The sequence below is a fragment of the Microcoleus sp. M2_D5 genome (genome assembly GCF_036701935.1).
Classification (GTDB): Bacteria; Cyanobacteriota; Cyanobacteriia; order Cyanobacteriales; family Microcoleaceae; genus Microcoleus.
In genome coordinates this window covers 1-18,546 of sequence record NZ_JAUBRP010000026.1, presented here as the reverse complement: position 1 = coordinate 18,546, position 18,546 = coordinate 1, and the positions used below count along the sequence as shown (strand labels likewise).

The following is an 18,546-nucleotide window of genomic DNA, read 5'->3' as shown; positions in this document are numbered from 1 at the left end:
CGTTCCACAAGAATGTTGAATTTTTGTGGAACAGGCATCTTGCCTGTTGCCAATCTATTTGAAGAAGCATCCATTAACTTTTCAGCAAATCCTGAATCGGCTTGCTAATCCAATTGAAACCAACTTTTAGCTGATGGTCAAATGTTGGCATCCGATAGAGATAGGCTAGGCGGCGAGCAATGTGGGCTAGTTGTCCGTCGAGTTTAATTCCTAAACCGGCCAGGGTGGCGTTGTCTATTCCTAATGTCATCATTTCTCCTAGGGGCTGATAGCGGAAAGGAAGTAATGGGCGGCCGGTCAGGGAGGCCCAAATGTTCCATGCGGTGTAGTCAGCTTGCTGGAAGGCTGTTTGGGCTGTTCCGGGGACTTTTTGACCATTTGCATCGTGACATTCTGCTAAGTCTCCCAAGGCAAATATATCTGGATGGTCGATAATTTGCATTTGCGAATTGACGATTAATTGACCGCGCTGGTTTTGTTTGAGGGGTAGCGATCGCACTGCTTGACTGACTTGAGTTCCTACTGTCCACAGCACTATGTCTACGGGGAGAACGTCTAATTGTCCTTTGTAAAGTAAGGATATTGTGTCTGCTTCGATCGCCTCTACTTCTGTTTCTAAGTCGATCCACACTTTCCGTTTTTCTAAAGCTTGGCTGGCGGCTTGGCGGTTAAACTCCGGTGATGTCCGCAGAATCATGTCGCTTTGCTCGACTAACCGCACGCGACCTTTTTCTCCGAGTCGATCGGCTAATTTACAAGCTAATTCTACTCCTGAATAACCGGCGCCGACGATCGCCACCCGAATTTTGTCGTTGTTGCTGGCTTCTAAAAACCGCAGTCTTTCTTCTAAGCGGTAGGCGTCGTTGAGAGTGCGAAACGAGTAAGCATATTCAACCGCACCCTTGACCATATCTAGAGGGGTTTTGCCGCCTAAAGCTAAAACTAGGCGATCGCACGGAATTTCTGGCCCGTCGTGCAACTGCACTCGCTTTTGCTCCACATCGATGCCGGAGACAGTACCTTGACAAAAGCGCACACCTGTGTTTTCTAATAGTTCGGCAAACGGGGGAGCAATTTCCCAGGTTTGGAGTTCGCCGGTCAGGAGTTCGTACAGCAGGGGAACGAACAAAAATCGATCGCGGCGGTCAACTAGGACAATTTCGGGTTTTTCGGTTGTGGAGAAGGGTAACTGACTCAAGCGCAGGGCTGTGTAGAGTCCGCCGAAGCCTCCGCCGAGAATGCAAATCCGGGGTTGTTGTTGAGTCATGATGTTTTGTTTGAGGGGCTGGTCGGTAGCAAGGAAACTTATCTTATTCTAACGAGAGTGAGGGAGTGGGGAAGGAGGAGATTGGGGGAGTGGGAGTGGGAGAGATGGGGAGAGGGGGAGATGGGGGGAGTGGGAGAGTGGGAAAGTGGGAAAATCTTCCCTGTTTCCCTCGAACCTCAACATCCATCCGTTAAATGCGTTAAATCCGTTAGACAATGCGTTTCCGAACAATTATCTACATCTCTAGCCTTGATTAGCTCTACCTATTAGCCACCCTCAAATTTTCTGAATGTTCGCAGAACTAATTTTGTACTATATTAGTTGATAACGAATTATTTCCCCAATTTAATTCACTTTTTATAGGGTAATCTACTCTAACACTTGCCCCCGCACTCACAAGTGAAAAAATCATGCAAATTTCCTCTAATTCTTCTAAATTTAAGAACGGCGATCGCAATAAGGAAGACGGCTCATCTTTGTTAAAAAGCGAAGAAAAATATAAAAATTTAGTAGCTAATATTCCTGGTGCTGTCTACCGCTGTACCTGCGAGTATACGGAGGACGAGGAATTAACACGCACCATGGCGTTTTTGAGCGAGGCTGTTCAAGAAATATCAGGCTATCCTTCTTCTGATTTTATCAACGATCGCGTCCGTTCTTTTGCCAGCATTATCCATCCTCAAGACCGCAAAAATGTGGATGCTACTGTCAAAAAAAGTGTAGAAACCCGAACTCCGTACATCCTTGAATACCGGATTGTCCGGGCTGACGGCGCTATTAGCTGGGTTTACGAAAAAGGCAAAGCTGTTTGCTGCGAGGCGGAAGAGGATAGAGGAAAACAAGAGGAACAAGGGGAAATTGAGGGTTTTTTGTCGGCTGTGGTTTCGCCGGTTTCGCCGATCGCAAATTCTCTGTGTCGGGTTGTTTATCTCGACGGAGTGATTTTGGATATTACGGAACGAAAGCGAGCTGAGGAAAACCTGCGAAACACTCAAGATTTTCTGAATGCGGTACTGCAAAATCTACCAATTAGCGTCTTTATTAAAGATGCTGTAGAGCAAAAATTTATTTATTGGAATACTGCTAGCGAAGAATTGTTTGGCTATTCCAGGGATGAAGTGATTTTAAACAATGCTGCTGACTTGTTGGAGTCTGTTCAGGCAAATTACTTGCAAGCACAAGATTTAGAAGTGCTGGAAACGAGAAAAGGCATCGATTGGCCAGAACAAACTATCGAACTTCCGCACCGAGGAAAGCGGATTTTGCACACAAAAAAAGTTCCTTTGTTTGACGAATCGGGCGCGCCTAAGTACATTTTGGGTATTGCTGAAGATATTACCGAAAGCAAAAAAACTGAAACAGAATTGTCGCGCTTGGCCATTGTGGCTCAAAAAACGCAAAATGGTGTGATTATTACTGATGCTCAAGGCTGCATTGAATGGGTGAATGAAGGATTTACTCGGATTAGCGGTTATGTGCTGGCAGAAATGCAGGGCAAAAAACCGGGTGATGTACTGCAAGGCGCTCAAACAGACCCGGTAACTATTGCTAAACTGCGATCTGCTTTGGCTGCGGGCGTGCCGTTTAATCAGGAAATCTACAATTACAGCAAGGATGGAAAGGGTTATTGGGTGGCGCTTTCGATTGCCCCAATTTATCAAGAAAATGGGGCACTAGAAGGTTTTATTGCGGTGCAAACTGATATTACCGATCGCAAGCAAGCAGAGGCAACAGTCAGGGAGAGGGAGAGTTATTACCGCTGCATTGTCGAGACGGCTTCGGAGGGCGTTTGGATGTTTGACAGCGAAAGTATCACGACTTTTGCTAACTCTCGAATGGCCGAAATGCTGGGTTATACTGTGGAGGAAATGCTGGGGCGATCGCTATTTGAGTTTATTGACGGAGAATCTAGGGAAATAGCAGAAAGTTACGTCCAGCGCAGGCGGCAAGGCATTCGCGAACGCCACGATTTTAAGTTTACTCGCAAAAACGGATCTCACTTGTGGGCGATCGTCTCGGCGACGCCGATGTTCGACGATGAGGGCGAATTTTCCGGGGTGTTGCGGATGATTACTGATATTAGCGATCGCAAACAAGCCGAAGCAGAATTGCGCCAAACTCTCCAAGAGTTGGAATTTGAAAAATTTGCTTTGGATCAATCGGCAATTGTCTCGAATACCGACGAATTCGGAGCCATTACCTATGTCAACGATCAATTTTGCGAACTCTTTAAATATTCCCGAGAAGAACTGATTGGCAAAACCCACAGACTTGTCAATTCTGGCTATCACTCAGCCGATTTTTTCAAGGAGCTTTGGTCAACCATCCGCCAGGGAAAGGTTTGGCGAGGACAAATGAAAAATCAAGCTAAGGACGGCACATTGTTCTGGTTGGATACTACCATTGTACCTTTCTTAAATACCAACGGCGAACCCCATCAATATGTAGCAATTCGTAAAGATATTACCGATCGCAAACACGCAGAAGAAGCGGTGCGACTTTCCGAAAGTCAATTGAGGACTAAAAATGAAGAATTGGCAAAAGCCCTGCGGGACGTGCATAAAACTCAAAGCATGATGGTTCAAAATGAAAAAATGGTAAGTTTGGGGCAATTAGTCGCTGGCGTTGCTCACGAAATCAACAATCCAGTTAGCTTTATTTACGGCAACGTCATGCACGCTGACGATTACTTTAAAGACTTGCTAAAAATGCTCCAACTTTACCAGCAGGAATACCCGCACCCTACACCAGCAATTCAAGAAGAAATAGATGAGGTAGATTTGAATTTTCTGCTCAAAGATTTGCCGAACCTCTTAAATTCGATGAAAATGGGAGCAGAGCGAATTCGCCAAATTGTGCTGTCACTGAAGAATTTTTCGCGATTAGATGAAGCCGAACAAAAGCAGGTGGATATTCACGAAGGGATTGAAAGCACTTTGTTGATTTTGCAACACAGGTTGAAAGAAACGGCAGGGCATCCTAAAATTGTACTGATCAAAGAGTTCGGAAATTTGCCCCGCGTACAGTGTTATGCAGGACAGTTGAATCAGGTATTTATGAATATTATCGGCAATGCAATTGATGCTTTGGAAGAGGCAATGGAGACTGGACAGTGGGCGCAGGGGGAACAGGCGCCTATTCCTTATTGTCCTTCGCCGACGCTGCGGATCTGTACGGATGTAAAATACGAACAGGATGCTGTGAAGCAGGCAGATTCTGCAGTTTCTGATGCTTCAATGCGGCATCCTTCTCATATTGTGATTCGGATTGCTGACAACGGGCCGGGGATTCCGATAGATGTTCACAAAAGGCTGTTCGATCCATTTTTTACTACGAAAGAACCCGGTAAAGGTACTGGTTTGGGGCTGTCTATCAGCTATCAAATTGTGGTAGAAAAACACGGCGGGCTGCTTAGGTGCGATTCTGCACCAGGTCAAGGCACGGAATTTGCGATCGAGATTCCTGTAGGGAATAGTCAGTAGTCAGCAGTCATTAGTTAACAGCTAACAGTCAACAGTCAACAGTCAACAGTCAACTAATGAAATATAACGTAATTTACGACGGCAATTGCAATCTCTGTGTCACCTTGGTGCAGTTACTAGAAAATTTAGATAAAGGCCATAATTTTGAGTATATTTTTATGCAAGATTTAGAGCAATTAAATCGCTTTGGGATTACGTCTGAAGACTGCGAAATGGGGATGATTTTGATAGATAGCAACACCCCCGAACGGCGCTGGCAGGGCAGCGATGCGGCGGAGGAAATCGGGCGGATACTTCCTGCTGGCGAGGTGTTTGTGGCTGCTTACCGGGCAATGCCGGGGATGAAGTGGATGGGCGATCGCGTGTACGAACAAGTCCGCGATAACCGCTATACTTTGTTTGGCAAGCGATCGACTACTTACAAATCTGTTTATCCAGTTGGCTGTAAGTCGATCGGCAATTGCGACAATCAGAACTAACATCAAATCCACCTTCGTTTCCGTAGGGGCAATCCCCCCGTGGTTGCCCGATTTCAATCGCCGATTGACCTTCAATCTAAAATCTAAAATCTAAAATCTAAAATCGATTGATTGATTAAACAAATCAAAAATCTGCTGGCAAAAGTGTTTGAGTTTTTGCGCCGACTCCAGCGCAGGTTCGGTTAGACCGAGAAAATTCCAATTTTCCACAGTAGAAAAGTGCCACTGCTGACCGCTATGATCGTAACCTGCTGCCTCAACCCCGATCGCCCGCCGATATCCTTCCACCGGATCTTGGTAAAATCGGATTTGAATCAAAATGCTGCGGCTTTGCAGCAAGCGACTTCTACCGGGAAAATGGAAGCCAATGTCGATCGAATCTGGATCTACAAGTTCTCTAGTATCCTCGTCATTCATCCAAGGTTTCAAATCGACTTTTGCATCCGGAAATTCCGACTTGAATAAATTAACAACCGCAGCAATTTTGCTGGCAACTTCTATATTTTTGGCTTGTTCGGCAGCGTTCACTCGAAAAACTCCTATCAAATATAGTTATTAAGCTGTGGAGCATTTAAAATGGTATTGTATGGTGCGTCAGTTTTAAGGTGTTTTCCATGTAGAGTCAGTGTTATAGCTGACGCACCCTACAGGCCTCGTTAGTGGTTTAAATGCTCCACAGCTTACATTTAGCTAATAATGTAACTGCATACTGCCGAATGTAGACTGCCAACAGCGGACTTTTTCAGAAATAATTAGGTATTGACAAATTTTCATATATGTGTAGTGCTGTTTTTATCCTAGTCTCGCTCCCCCTCAATCCCCCTTAACAAGCGGGACTTTGAGTATGCTCTTATCCCCCCCTTATTAAGGGAGGTTAGGGGGGATCTCCGGGTTTTAAAACACGCCATAGTTCCATAATTTTAATTCAAAGGAAGGGCGATCGCAAATTCCGAACCTTCTCCCAGCACCGATTCGCAAGTTAGTTTACCGCCGTGGGTTTCTTCCACAATTTGCCTGCTGATAGACAACCCCAAACCCGTACCTTTTCCTACTCCTTTGGTAGTAAATAAATGGTCAAATATTTTAGACTTGATATCCGATGAGATTCCTTGACCGTTATCTTTGATTTTAATCACCACGCTGTTGTTATCCTCCGAGAGATGAGTGATAATGGCGATCGTATTCGGTAAAGCTTCAATTTCAGCGTAAGTGCGACCTTGATTGAATTCGTCAAAACACTCGATCGCATTTCCCAGCAAATTCATAAATACCTGATTCAGTTGCCCAAAATAACATTTAACTGGCGGGATATCTCCGTATTCTTTTATAATTTTAATCGCGGGGCGAGTATCTTTAGCTTTCAGACGATACTGTAAAATCATCAAAGTGCTGTCGATGCCCTCATGAATATTTGCTGACACTTTATTCGCACTGTCAGCGCGGGAAAAAGTCCGCAAAGACGTGCTAATATTGCGAATGCGCTCTGTACCTGATTTCATAGATAAAAGCATTTTTGGCAAATCTTCGATCAAATATTCTAAATCAATTTCCGATGCTTTATCCTCTAATTCATCTCCCGGATTAGGGAATTTTTCTTGGTAAAGTTGTAAGCAATCAATCAAATCTAAGCTAGCCTCAGCAGCAGCATCAAGATTGCCCGCAATAAAACCAAGCGGATTGTTAATTTCGTGAGCAACCCCTGCAATCAAGTTGCCCAAAGCAGACATTTTTTCGCTTTGAATCAGTTGCAGTTGCGCCTGTTGCAGTTCATGGAACGATTTTTCTAACTGTTGAGATTTTTCTTTCTCGCGCGCGTACAAACCAGCATTTTCTACAGCAATAGCAACTTGAGAAATTAACACTTTGAATACTTCAACTCTCTCTGCAGTAAAAGCTCCTACTGTCAAAGCATTTTCTAAATAAATGATTCCGCGCCGCTGAGATTGATAAATAATCGGCAAACAGAGAATTGATTTGGGTTGATATTTCTGAATGTAGGTATCTAGCTTAAAAGGTTCCGCGACAGTCGCATTGTCTAAAACTAGATGCTTTTGGCTGCGGTGTACGTAATTAATCACAGACAGGGGAACATCTTGACCATTTTCTACGGGAATAGAGGGTAAAAGTGTCACTTTATCCTCCGCAAAACTTCCAGTAGCTTCTATGCAGAGGATATCGTTTTTCACCAGCAGCAGCACTACTTTTTGAGCCGCCGCATTTTCTAAAATAATTTTGATTAATTTGGTCAACAATTTTTCTAGAACAATTTCACCGTTAATGGCTTGCGCCGACTTAATAAAAGTAGCTAAGTCTAATAAATCGCCTAAACTACTACTGGTAGTATTTCCCGTGGTAGTGCGGGTGACATCGAGGGTTGGGGTTGGAATTGTGCGCGTCTGTGCTGCTAAGAAAGGATGTGTTGATTCTAAGTGTTTAACTTTAGCGATGGCTCCCCAATGGATATATCCATAATAGGCTTTAGTCAGATATGCTTGAGCAACTATCTCTTTACCCAAAGATTGATAAAATTCTCCTGCTAATTCATAGGCTAATGCTTCCTCTTGAATGTAACCGTTTTTGGCGGCTCCCTCAATTGCGCGATCGTACAATTCCATTGCTTCAGTATGTTGCCCCAAAACTCGCGCTTTCTCGGCTGCTACCAAGTCGTATTTGTGTTGATAATTCATCGGAGCATCAACTGCCCATTTTTTCATCTTCTTTTGGTTTCGCAGCACTTTTTTCAGATATTGCTTTTGCTCCCCTTTGTCAGCTTGGGGATACAAAGCAAGCAGACTGAGAGAGGAATAAAAATTATTCACGGAAACTACATAAAATCCGGCTACGGCTTCTTCATATTTCTCAAATAACCTTGAATTTTCTAAGGCTTCCGCGTAGTTTCTGAATATAAAATTAAGCTGATTTTTGGCATGATAAACCAAACTTACTAAAAAAAAGTTTTTAGATTCTATTAAAACGGGTAGTGTTTTGACTTCATTAAATCTCTCCCCAACTAAATGGCACGGTTCGACAGCTTGACCGAGCAAATTGAGGGCTGTCTGCCTGCCTATACTTAGATACTGTACAGCCATTTCTAGTTGAGATTGCTGCATTATTTTCATATATTTACCAGTCTCCTCCTCCACCAAATCTAGAGGCTCTCCTATCGACATTTTTTTGAAGCAATATTGACCTATACAATAACTCGCATACTCCAATTCTCCAGTTTCCATCCCTGTTTGAAAACCTTCCTTGAGAACGCTTAATCCTGATTTAAGCTCGGTTTTCCAGTGTAGAATAAAACAACCCAAGAGTGTATAAACTCTACTTTTTATTGAACCGGATGGAGATTTGTCTAACATCCTAATGGCCAGTTGACCGCATTGGTATGCCAAACTAATGTCCCCTAGTCGGCACATAACTACGCCATAATAAAGGTAGGCAATACTTGCATAAGGCGAATTGCCATATTTAATGCACAGCTTGACCATCCTAAATGCCAGCAGCGGCACCAGGCGGGGTTTTCCTTGAACAGCAGTGCTGATAATCCCTGATAAAATCCGCATGGCTGCTTGTTGATTGGGATCTGTCATTTCTGGCAAGTTAGCTAAATCCTCAATTCGTTTCAACCCCAAGCTCAGTTTTGTCTTCATCAGTCCCGCCACAATATTTGGCGCGTTGGGGTTTTGAGGAAAAGAAATGCCTAACAGCTTCAGCACTTCCAGTCCTGTATTTAGTGCTTCTACAAGCCTAATTTGAGCATTGTAAGACTGGATTTGAAGTTCATAAACATTCATTTTTTCCAATAATGTTTTAGCTTGTTGCAGTACAATATCAACAAGTTTTTTTGAATTTTCATAGTTGATGTTTAAGTATTCAGCTTCTGCGGTTGACTCGTAAATTGCTAACGTTAAGTCATAGTGGCTTTGCCAACAATCGGCAGGCAATAATTCCATAGCCACCCGCAAATACCTAACAGCAGCTTCATAAGCACTCGCGGCTTTTGCCTTGCGTCCAGCCGTTAAATTTAATCTTGCTAAATCAATCTTTTCGACTGGCTGGCTAATCGTGTCAATTCCGGGATTGAACTGATTGACAATATCAAATATGTTTTCTTCTAGCTTGTCTGCTGGAGTATTCTGTAAAAGTAAGTGACCGATTTTTAAATGGGTGGATTGCTTTTGGCCTTCGGGAATGAGCGAATATGCCGCTTGCTGGACGCGATCGTGCAAAAATTTGTAACTAACCCGCGAAGTATCTAACTTGAGATTGATTGATTCGGCTCGATCGAAAACTAAAGGAATGCGATAAGCATCGCTCAATGGCAGAATTAACCCGGCTTGCAAAGCTGAATAAAGTTCAGTTGCTGTAGTATTAGCTGACTTTTCGCTAACAAGTGACAGCACATCTAGAGCAAATTTATCTCCCACGCAAGCTGCTAGCTTCAACACTTCTTGCGTGGGTGCGGGCAGCTTTTCAATGCGAGAAGCTACCAGTTCCACCACACTTTTATCGGTAATTCCAATGGCTTGGATTTCATCGATACTCCAATACCAGCCACTTTGACTTCCCTCATTTGTAATCTGATTAAATTCAAATTTTAAAAGAGAGTCTTGATAAAGTGCTTGGAGTAATTGGGTCAAGAAAAAAGGATTGCCGCCCGTTTTATTCCAGATTAACTCGGCTAAGTCTGTTACTTTTTCTGTGCAAGTGTTAAGTGTTTCAGTGATTAATTCCGTAACATTGGCTAAATCCAGCGGCTGCAACACGATATTGTTGACTATTGTACCTGTTTTTTCAATTTCTTCTACAGTCTGAATTAAGGGGTGAGTCGGACTAACTTCATTGTCTCGATAGGCACCGATTAGCAACAAATATTCTTGGTCGGGGTCAGTTATCAGTATTTGCATCAACTTTAATGTTGCTGAATCTGCCCACTGCAAATCGTCTAAAAAGATAACTAGGGGGTGTTCTTTTTGGGCGAAAACGCGAATAAATTCTTTGAATACCCGATTGAAGCGATTTTGCGATTCTACAGGGGCGTGTTCTGGGACTTCTGGCTGTTTGCCGATGATTAATTCAACTTTGGGAATTACGTCGGCAATTACTTGGCCGTCTGTTTCCACGGCTGCTAAAATTTTAGTGCGCCATATTTCTAATGAAATTGCACTTTCTGTTAGCAATTGCTGCAGTAAGGAGTTAAATGCTTGGATTAATGAGGCATAAGGAATGTTGCGTTTTAATTGGTCAAATTTGCCGCTGATGAAGTAACCTTTTGACCGGGTAATTGGTTTGCTAACTTCGTTGACTACGGCTGATTTTCCGATGCCTGAGTAGCCTGATACTAGCATTAATTCGCTTTGGCAATGGACGAATTTTTCAGTAGTTTGGTTTGGTGGAAAAGATGGGGCTGAAAGAGTTTCTGCATTGGGGCGGGCGGGTTTTTCTGTATTTAGGTTGGGTGGCAAAGATTTGGGTAAACCCGCCCCTACACGTTCAAATGCTGCTAAGAGTTCGTTGACTTGTTGTTCTCTACCGTACAATTTTTGGGGGATCAATAATTGGCTGAGAATATCTAAGCGTCCGGGGATGAAGTCGGCAATTTGTCCGGTGGTTTCTAACTGATGCAAACAAATTTCTAAGTCGGCCAACAATCCGGCCGCACTTTGATATCTATCTTCGGCATTTTTTGCCATCAATTTCATCACTATCTCTGAAAGGGCGACAGGTATTTGTGAATTGATTTGATGGGGATATATTGGTTGAACTGCGATGTGGCTGTAAACTATTTCTAAGGGATCGTTGCTGCAGAAAGGCAATTGTCCTGTCAGCATTTCATATAATGTGATACCAAGGGAATAAAAGTCTGTGCGGTAGTCGAGGGTGCGGTTCATTCTCCCGGTTTGTTCGGGTGACATATAGGCTAAGGTGCCTTCGACTGAGTTGGGATTGTTAAATTGCGGGTTTTCTTTGTTGAGTTGTGTAGCAATGCCGAAGTCGGTGAGTTTTACTTGTTTTGTTTGCGAGTTAATTATGATGTTGCTGGGTTTGATGTCTTTGTGAATAATGTGGTGAAAATGCAGGTATTGTAAGGCTTTGACTATTTGGAGGGCGATGTTGAATTTTGCTTGAAGACTCAAGGTTTCTCTTTCCAGCAGTTGCGCGAGGGATTCGCCGCCAAAGTCTTCTAAAACGATTCCTAATCGGTGGTCAAATGTTTCGATGCTGATGGCTTTGACGATTTGTTCGCTGTCTAAATTTTGGCTGATTTGATATTCGTGTTTGAGCCTGGTAATGGCTTCGAGGGTGGGATATTCGGCTTTGAGGACTTTCAAAATTATTGGGGGCGTGTCTGTCGGTGTTTGCCCGCGATAGATTATTGTTTCAACGCCTTCGTGCAGAGTAGAAATTATTTGGTATTGTGATAATGTTAACATCACTTAAGTTATAAATTACAGGACATAATTAGGATTATATTAACACTACTTAATCTAGATTTGGTGTGATTCGGATCGTGTATTTGGCGATTTTTCATCACACGGAATATACAAGAAGTGACTATGTGGGTTTGGTCGTTGGTATCAACAAACATCTTAAATGTAATATTGGTCTTGTGTGTGAGTCCCTGATGTTTTCGCGATACGGTTTTTCAGGGGGATGGGAGCGATCGCACGCTGGCCTAAAACAGCAGGAGATGAGAGCGATCGCACGCTGGCATAAAACAGGTAATTGAGCGGGTTCTCAATCGATAACAACCGTAACTTCACAGATAGTAGAAAGTGATTCTGGCTCTGGTAAAATGCGGACGCGGGCGAATTTTAAACCGCTGACTCCTTGCAGCGATTCTACCATGCCAGTCTGAACTTTTGGTTCAACCCAACCTTCGCGAGACAAGTAGCGCAAGTATTGTTGGTACTCTTCCCATTCGTCTTCAGTTGAATACACGACTGTCAACATCCCCGACTGGGTAATTCGCTCTTGTGCGTCCTTATCCACGGCTTTTTCGATGCGCTTTTTGACGAGTTCGTATCGGATGTCGCGAGTGCCTTTGACATCAAACATTTTTTCATTGTTTTCGTTGTGAAAAATGTCGATCGTGGTATTCTGCACTAAGACTAAATGTGCGAGTTCCATGTCAATTTTAGACTCTGCTTGCAGGCGAAAAACTGTGCGGCCGCAGTCGCAAATTGCTCGCAGTTGTTCGTACCGCAAACTGTGCAGGTGAAACGGGCTGAATTTGGGGTCGATCGATTTTCCTACATAAATCATGTGATCGATGCCGTCGGTGCATTCGATGTCGCAGTAATGGGGAAGAATTTGCTGCATTTTTTCTTGCCAGCGGGCCCAGGTTTCTTGGAGTTTGGTGCTGATTAGGTTCAGCATTTGGTCGTAGCGGCTGCGATCGCTGTAAACGCAGTTGTGTTCGTTGTCGCAGGCTGCTCGGTAAGCTTCAACGGCTGCCTGAACTCTGGGGCTGCACTGCACAAAATAGTCAAAATATATTTCTAAACGCTCGTTTAAATACTCGGCTGCTCGCACCTCCATATCGACTGTTACTTTTTCTTTTAAATGCTGGATGTAGTCAAGCAAGTCGAGTCGCAGTTGCTCGCCGAGGTGGGTAGTTTGTGTTTCGCAAACGGCATCAGCTATGACTAAACCTAAGCGGAATTGTTCGAGCAAATCAGTTTGAATGGCTCGGTTTCTTTCGTCGCTAGAACCGCGAATGTCCGAAATTCCGTACAGCGGATAAACGTCAGCAAATACGATTGTTTCTGGGGGCAGTCCCCAACTTCGCCTTTCTGCTTCTTGGGCGAACCGCCACTCTACTGCAGGGTGGATGTTGTGAATGTGGGTAAACCGCTCTTGGATGGCTTGCCGCAGGCCTGCAATGAAGGCGGGAATGAGTTCTTGGGCGTGTTGAGCGTCAATGCCGTTGAAGTGGTTGGGCCGATCGCACAACAGCCCCACGACACCCAAAATCCGCTGCCCGCACCCCTCGCGGGTGACAGATTTGACTACCAGCGGTATCAGCAGCATGGATCGAGTCCCCATTTTCCGCAAAGTTCGATCGCACTCGGTTTCGCACTCCCTACGCAAATCTGGCACGTTCCAAACTTGATTTGCTGCTGTGGCCTTCAAAAAGTGAGAAGATTCTAGGGAGTGCATTGAATAAACAATCGGCTGCAAATGTTCGCCGTCTTTTGCAACTAATAGCTGTACGTGGTCGCCGTCGGGGCGCAGCAGCAAAGTGCCGTCAGCATTGAAGAGCGATCGCAAACACCGATCGATTTTATCAAATTTGTCTGGTCGCAGCATCGAATCTCGATCGATCAATAACTGAGTCAGCCGCCGAATTTGCTCTTGCACGGTGACATCAAAACCTTCTAGCAGCAGCAAACCTTCTACGCGGTAATTATCCAACTGCAATCGATCGGCTAAATTTTCCAGTTGATTCGGCTGCATCAGCCAAGCTTCCCGTTCGGCAACAGGCATTAATCTTAAAGAAATATCCGCAAATTCATCTATTTTTGAGTCAATTCGAGTAATTTTTAACTGTTCCGAACCCAGCCAAAATTCAATGAATCGGGGTTCTCGATGTTTGGGGTTTTTTACACTCGCCGTGACGGGTTCGTCTAGCACCCGCAAACTGTCGAGGTCAATTTGATAATATTGCTTCAATACCCAGTGCAAAAGGTGGCGGCGGTACAGTTGTTCTGTTGTTTTGCCGCCCCAATCGTCGAACAGTTCCAGCAGAGTGATGCTGGTTTCTGCAAACCAACCGTTGGTAGATTGAGTTGCCAAGGACGTTCCCTCCCAACCGGCCAAGCGACAAAATGCCGCGTTAGCGTAACGCAGGACAAAAGTTCCCGGTTCCATTACTGAGATTAAAACGTGGCGGTCGCCGAGAAATTGAAACAGTCGCTTTAAATCTTGTTTCCACGTTTTCAAGGGTTCAATTTCAGCAGATTGACTGGGTACTTGGCCCGCCAAAGCTTCCAGTAGCTGTTCTATACTTGGTTCGCTGGGCAGATTGTTACTGTCTGCCTTTGTTGGGACGATATCTGTCGCTGGCAGTGATTTTACGGAGTTGTTGTTGTTTTGATGGGAAGACGATTTAGGAGTAGACATGAGTAAAACACCTGAAAGCAGTGGATTTTGCCAAAAAATGTCAGCGATCGGCGATTATGGCTTTGTAAAGAGCTTATATCCTGTTTGTAAAGTTTGTGTATGGGTATCGGAAACTGGGTTTTTTCTCGGAGGATGGGCCCAGGGACTTTTACTTTTATTCACAAACAACCTCTCAGTCTCGACGTTATAGGTGATATTAACGTGTTTACTGCCTGGGGGGTAACACCCATTATAAGCGGTAGACAGTAGCGGATAGTGTCAGCAACTAATGCTATTTGACTCAGAGGCGAGATATATAGCAGGTTTGGGTTGAAGGAAGCACAGCCCTGGTAATTGGGAATTGGTAACTTATACGCTCGTGTAGCTGAAGTATTGCTAATTGGTAATTGACTAGAAGCCAGCAGGCTGATAGTCATTAATTTAGGAAATAAAAGTTGTGGTAAAAATCCCAACCTAGTTGCTATTTTGTAAACCAATAATTAAAATGTATAATACAGCTAACAGCTTTTTAGAAAGGACATAGTTATGGCTTTAACGGTTAACAACCTCAGCGTCGATGTGAATGGATTTCCTGTATTTGCTGGGGGCGGCCCACGTCTTTTGGCATTCGCTACACCCGATGAGATTAACGTAGGGAATGGAAATTTGTCGTCTTTTCCCTGGGGAGTTTGGGGACTTGACGGCAACGATACTATAGGAGGTTCGTCGGATTCTAACGAACGGCTGTTAGGAAATAACGGCAATGATATTATCGGTGGTGGTGGCGGAAATGACATAATTTACGGCGGGAAAGAGGACGATCGCCTGGATGGAAATGATGGCAACGACCTAGTTAGGGGCGACGCCGGAAATGACCTGATCTTCGGAGGGTTCGGGAACGATATCCTGCGGGGAGGGCAAGGAGACGACGATTTAGAGGGCAATGAGGGCAACGATTTCTTAGCAGGCGATCGGGGAGTTGACGTACTCGCGGGAGGCCTCGGTGCTGATATATTCGTGCTCAGAAGCAACGATGAAGCATTTGGTATAAATGGAGCCGATGTCATTACCGATTTTAACTTCGACGAGGGCGATCGCATCGGTTTGACGGACGGTTTAACAGAACTAGACCTTTTCTTTGAAGACGACAATTTGATTGCTTACGATAACGACGGAATCATCAACGACATGGTGATTGAAAACATATTTACCGGACAGATTGTGGGGATAGTTTTAAACACTAACAACTTTGAACTTATCGGTGCATTTGAACAGGCAAGTCCTTTTGCATTGGCAGTTAACGGTTCTCAATTCCAGTTTTTAGCTTAGTTATTTGTAGGGAATTAGACTGGTAAGATCCCCCATAACCCCCCTTAACAAGGGGGGAACAAGAGCGATCGAAGTCCCCAACTTCTCCCTTTATATATTATTATGCTAATCTAAAAGTAGAAACTAAAAATCGGGGAAAGTATATATGACCATTGCCACTCACCCCAAATTAACTGCACTCCCCCAACAGCGGTTGATTTTGCCGCTATCGATGACTTGGGAACAGTTCAAAGCTTTGGATTCATTGCTAGAGTACACTCGCAGTGTTCGCTTGTCTTACCTCGACGGATATGTGGAAATTATGACACTTTCGCCGGAACATGAAACCATTAAATGCCTGCTGGCATTGCTGCTAGGTCAGTTTTTTTTAGAAAAAGATATTAGTTTTAGACCGACGGGTAGCGCTACACTCCAAGGGGAAACAAAAGGCAGCAGCAAGGAACTAGATTTATCTTACTATTTTGGCGAAGATCGGCGGCAGCGAGAAACACCCGATTTGGCGATCGAAGTTATTTTTACTAGCGGAACTATTAATAAACTGGAATACTACCGCAGATTTAACGTAGCGGAAGTTTGGTTTTGGGAAGAGGGAGTATTTTCAATTTACCAACTGAACTCAGAGGGTTATGAGCTAGTTTCTCGGAGTATGCTGTTGCCTGATTTGGATCTAGAATTGCTGGGGAAATGCCTGCAAATGTCGGAAGAAAAAGAAGCTTTGAAAGTATTTCGGGATGCAGTGCGAGGTTGTTAATCTAGAAGATATACAAATAAAATATGGCCTAGTAATGCCGGCAAGGGCGGAAATATACGAAATGTACGAAATGTCATAAAAATCGAAATCATCTGAAAACATCAGGGGTTCTGGTTTTCAGAAATTTTATTTTAATCTATACTATTCGGAGTATTAGGGCTTACGCATTTCGACCAAAGAAACCGGGTTTTTTACCGAATCTGTGGTAATAACGGGTCTTCGGGGCAAAAAACCCGGTTTCTGGACTCCCATGCGTAAGTCATAAGTATAAAAAATCTTACTCTTCAGCAAATATCTATGAATAGGGATTATTCGCGGTTTGATTCCCTCGCCAGCATCCTCGCAAGAACAGTAACAGTAGCAGGAATAGTCGTCTTTGCAGCAGCACCTGTTTTCGCAAAAACTCCCCAAGAAATTGCCAAATTCGCTGAATCTGTCACCGTTCAAATTAACAGATCGGATAAGCGTGGTGGAACGGGATTTATTATTGCAAAACAAGGTACAACCTACACTCTCCTGACAGCTAACCATGTAGTTGATGATGATAAACTTACCTATACGATTCGCAGTCATACGGGAAAAAACTATCCAGTAACCCGTCGTGTACTATTACAGAAAGGTCAGAATGCTCCCGATTTAGCAGTGGTAACATTTAACAGTGCAGATTCTTATCCTGTTGTCACTTTCGGCGATTCCGAACAAGCGACAGTTGCTACACAAATTTTTGTGTTTGGCTATCCAGGTATTCCGGCTAGCAGAAACCAGCACCAAAAAGAGCGCAATTTCGAGTTTGTGCCGGGCTTCGTTACAAGCAGAATTTCAAGTCATCCCCAAGGGTATAATTTGCGCTACAATGCTGTCACGAAAGGGGGAATGAGTGGAGGGCCTGTATTTGATGGAGAAGGGCGGGTAGTTGGAGTTCATGGAGAGGGCGATCGGGATTACGATCCTGTCATTGACGGAAAAGTTATTACAGGTTTAGCAGATACTAAAACAGGATTTAATTCAGCGATTCCTATCAACACTTTTATAGCTAAATTATCCGAAGCAGGTTTAAATCGATCGGCACTTTTAATTAATACCTCTCCAACGGCTACTGCACCTCTGAAACTGAACAATCCGCAAGATGCTAAAACTTATTACGTTCGCGGTTTAACTCGGTTTGACAAAGGAGATTTGTCAGGGGCAGTTGCCGATTTTAACCAAGCAATTCAAACTCAATCTGATTACGCGGAAGCTTATTTCTATCGAGCCCTCGCTTATTCCGATTTGAGACAAATGCCCAAGAGTATCGCTGATTATAGCAAGGCGATCGCCCTTAATGCCGGTTATGTTGACGCATATTACAATCGGGGGCTGGTGTTGTCGGCAATGGGAGACAAACCGGGGGCGATCGCAGATTATACTCAAGTCATCCGCTTGGATAGAAACTTTGCAGCGGCTTACAACAACCGAGGATTAGCACTTTCGGACTTGGGCGATCAAAAAGGAGCGATCGACGATTTCAATCAAGCGCTGCAAATCAATCCCGGTCGCGCCAACACTTATTTTAACAGAGGATTAGCGCTGTTTCGGATTGGGAACGATCGAGCCGCATTGGCCGATTACACGCAAGCAATTCAACTCAATCCCAGCTATGCAAAGGCTTTTGCTAACCGAGGAATTACGTTAGTGAGAATGGGAGATACAAAAGGGGCGATCGCAGATTTGCAGCAAGCTGCTAATTTATTTAGGGCTCAAGGAATGAACGCAGATGCTCAAAAAGCATTAGATTTAATTGGGCAACTGCAAAGACAATAAACGTTATGATATAATCGACGATCGGATTGCAATTAATCCTGTAGGGGCGGGTTCACCAACAATATTGGAAACAAACAAACAGGTAAAATAAACCCGCCCCATCCATAAGGTAGGGGCGGGTTAACCAACAATATTTGACACAAACAAACAGGAAAAATAAACCCGCCCCCACCCACCATAAGGTAGGGGCGGGTTAACCAACAATATTTGACACAAACAAACAGGAAAAATAAACCCGCCCCCACCCACCCATAAGGTAGATACTGTCTTGAGCTGTCAAGGGGTAGCGATCGCATAATTGGGGTCGAAAGGCTTTTGGGATTTTAAAATACC

Annotated in this window: 9 protein-coding genes; 5 read left to right on the top strand and 4 right to left on the bottom strand. The window is 44.0% G+C overall.

Going from position 1 to position 18,546, the window contains the following annotated elements; all coding sequences use genetic code 11:
* Positions 1-73: 73 nt before the first annotated feature.
* Positions 74-1,267 (bottom strand): NAD(P)/FAD-dependent oxidoreductase, encoded by a 1,194-nt coding sequence (locus QUA50_RS13340; RefSeq protein WP_333260931.1) that lies wholly within the window; start codon positions 1,265-1,267, stop codon positions 74-76.
* A 410-nt stretch (positions 1,268-1,677) separates the two neighbouring features.
* On the opposite strand from QUA50_RS13340, the gene QUA50_RS13335 reads away from it, so the two are divergent.
* Entirely contained in the window at positions 1,678-4,749 is a 3,072-nt protein-coding gene (locus QUA50_RS13335) for a PAS domain S-box protein (protein ID WP_333260928.1), read from the top strand.
* A gap of 56 nt (positions 4,750-4,805) precedes the next feature.
* A complete protein-coding gene (locus QUA50_RS13330; RefSeq protein ID WP_333260925.1) occupies positions 4,806-5,228 on the top strand; it encodes a DCC1-like thiol-disulfide oxidoreductase family protein in 423 nt (140 codons plus the stop codon).
* 90 nt (positions 5,229-5,318) lie between these two features.
* Here the strand turns inward: QUA50_RS13330 and QUA50_RS13325 are convergent, their stop codons facing one another.
* The 3 genes from QUA50_RS13325 to QUA50_RS13315 all read right to left on the bottom strand — a co-directional run bounded on the left by QUA50_RS13325 (position 5,319) and on the right by QUA50_RS13315 (position 14,354).
* Entirely contained in the window at positions 5,319-5,756 is a 438-nt protein-coding gene (locus tag QUA50_RS13325; protein WP_333260922.1) for a hypothetical protein, read from the bottom strand.
* Positions 5,757-6,148: 392 nt separating this feature from the next.
* On the bottom strand, positions 6,149-11,662 hold the full coding sequence (locus tag QUA50_RS13320) for a protein kinase domain-containing protein (RefSeq protein ID WP_333260920.1): 5,514 nt from the start codon (positions 11,660-11,662) through the stop codon (positions 6,149-6,151).
* Between the two features lie 304 nt (positions 11,663-11,966).
* Positions 11,967-14,354 (bottom strand): GAF domain-containing protein, encoded by a 2,388-nt coding sequence (locus QUA50_RS13315; protein WP_333260917.1) that lies wholly within the window; start codon positions 14,352-14,354, stop codon positions 11,967-11,969.
* A gap of 525 nt (positions 14,355-14,879) precedes the next feature.
* On the opposite strand from QUA50_RS13315, the gene QUA50_RS13310 reads away from it, so the two are divergent.
* The 3 genes from QUA50_RS13310 to QUA50_RS13300 all read left to right on the top strand — a co-directional run bounded on the left by QUA50_RS13310 (position 14,880) and on the right by QUA50_RS13300 (position 18,213).
* On the top strand, positions 14,880-15,662 hold the full coding sequence (locus QUA50_RS13310) for a calcium-binding protein (RefSeq protein WP_333260915.1): 783 nt from the start codon (positions 14,880-14,882) through the stop codon (positions 15,660-15,662).
* Positions 15,663-15,807: 145 nt separating this feature from the next.
* A complete protein-coding gene (locus tag QUA50_RS13305; RefSeq protein WP_333260912.1) occupies positions 15,808-16,413 on the top strand; it encodes a Uma2 family endonuclease in 606 nt (201 codons plus the stop codon).
* Positions 16,414-16,710: 297 nt separating this feature from the next.
* The gene (locus QUA50_RS13300) at positions 16,711-18,213 is read left to right on the top strand and encodes a tetratricopeptide repeat-containing serine protease family protein (protein WP_333260910.1); all 1,503 of its coding nucleotides are present in this window, start codon (positions 16,711-16,713) and stop codon (positions 18,211-18,213) included.
* The last annotated feature ends 333 nt before the right edge of the window (positions 18,214-18,546 follow it).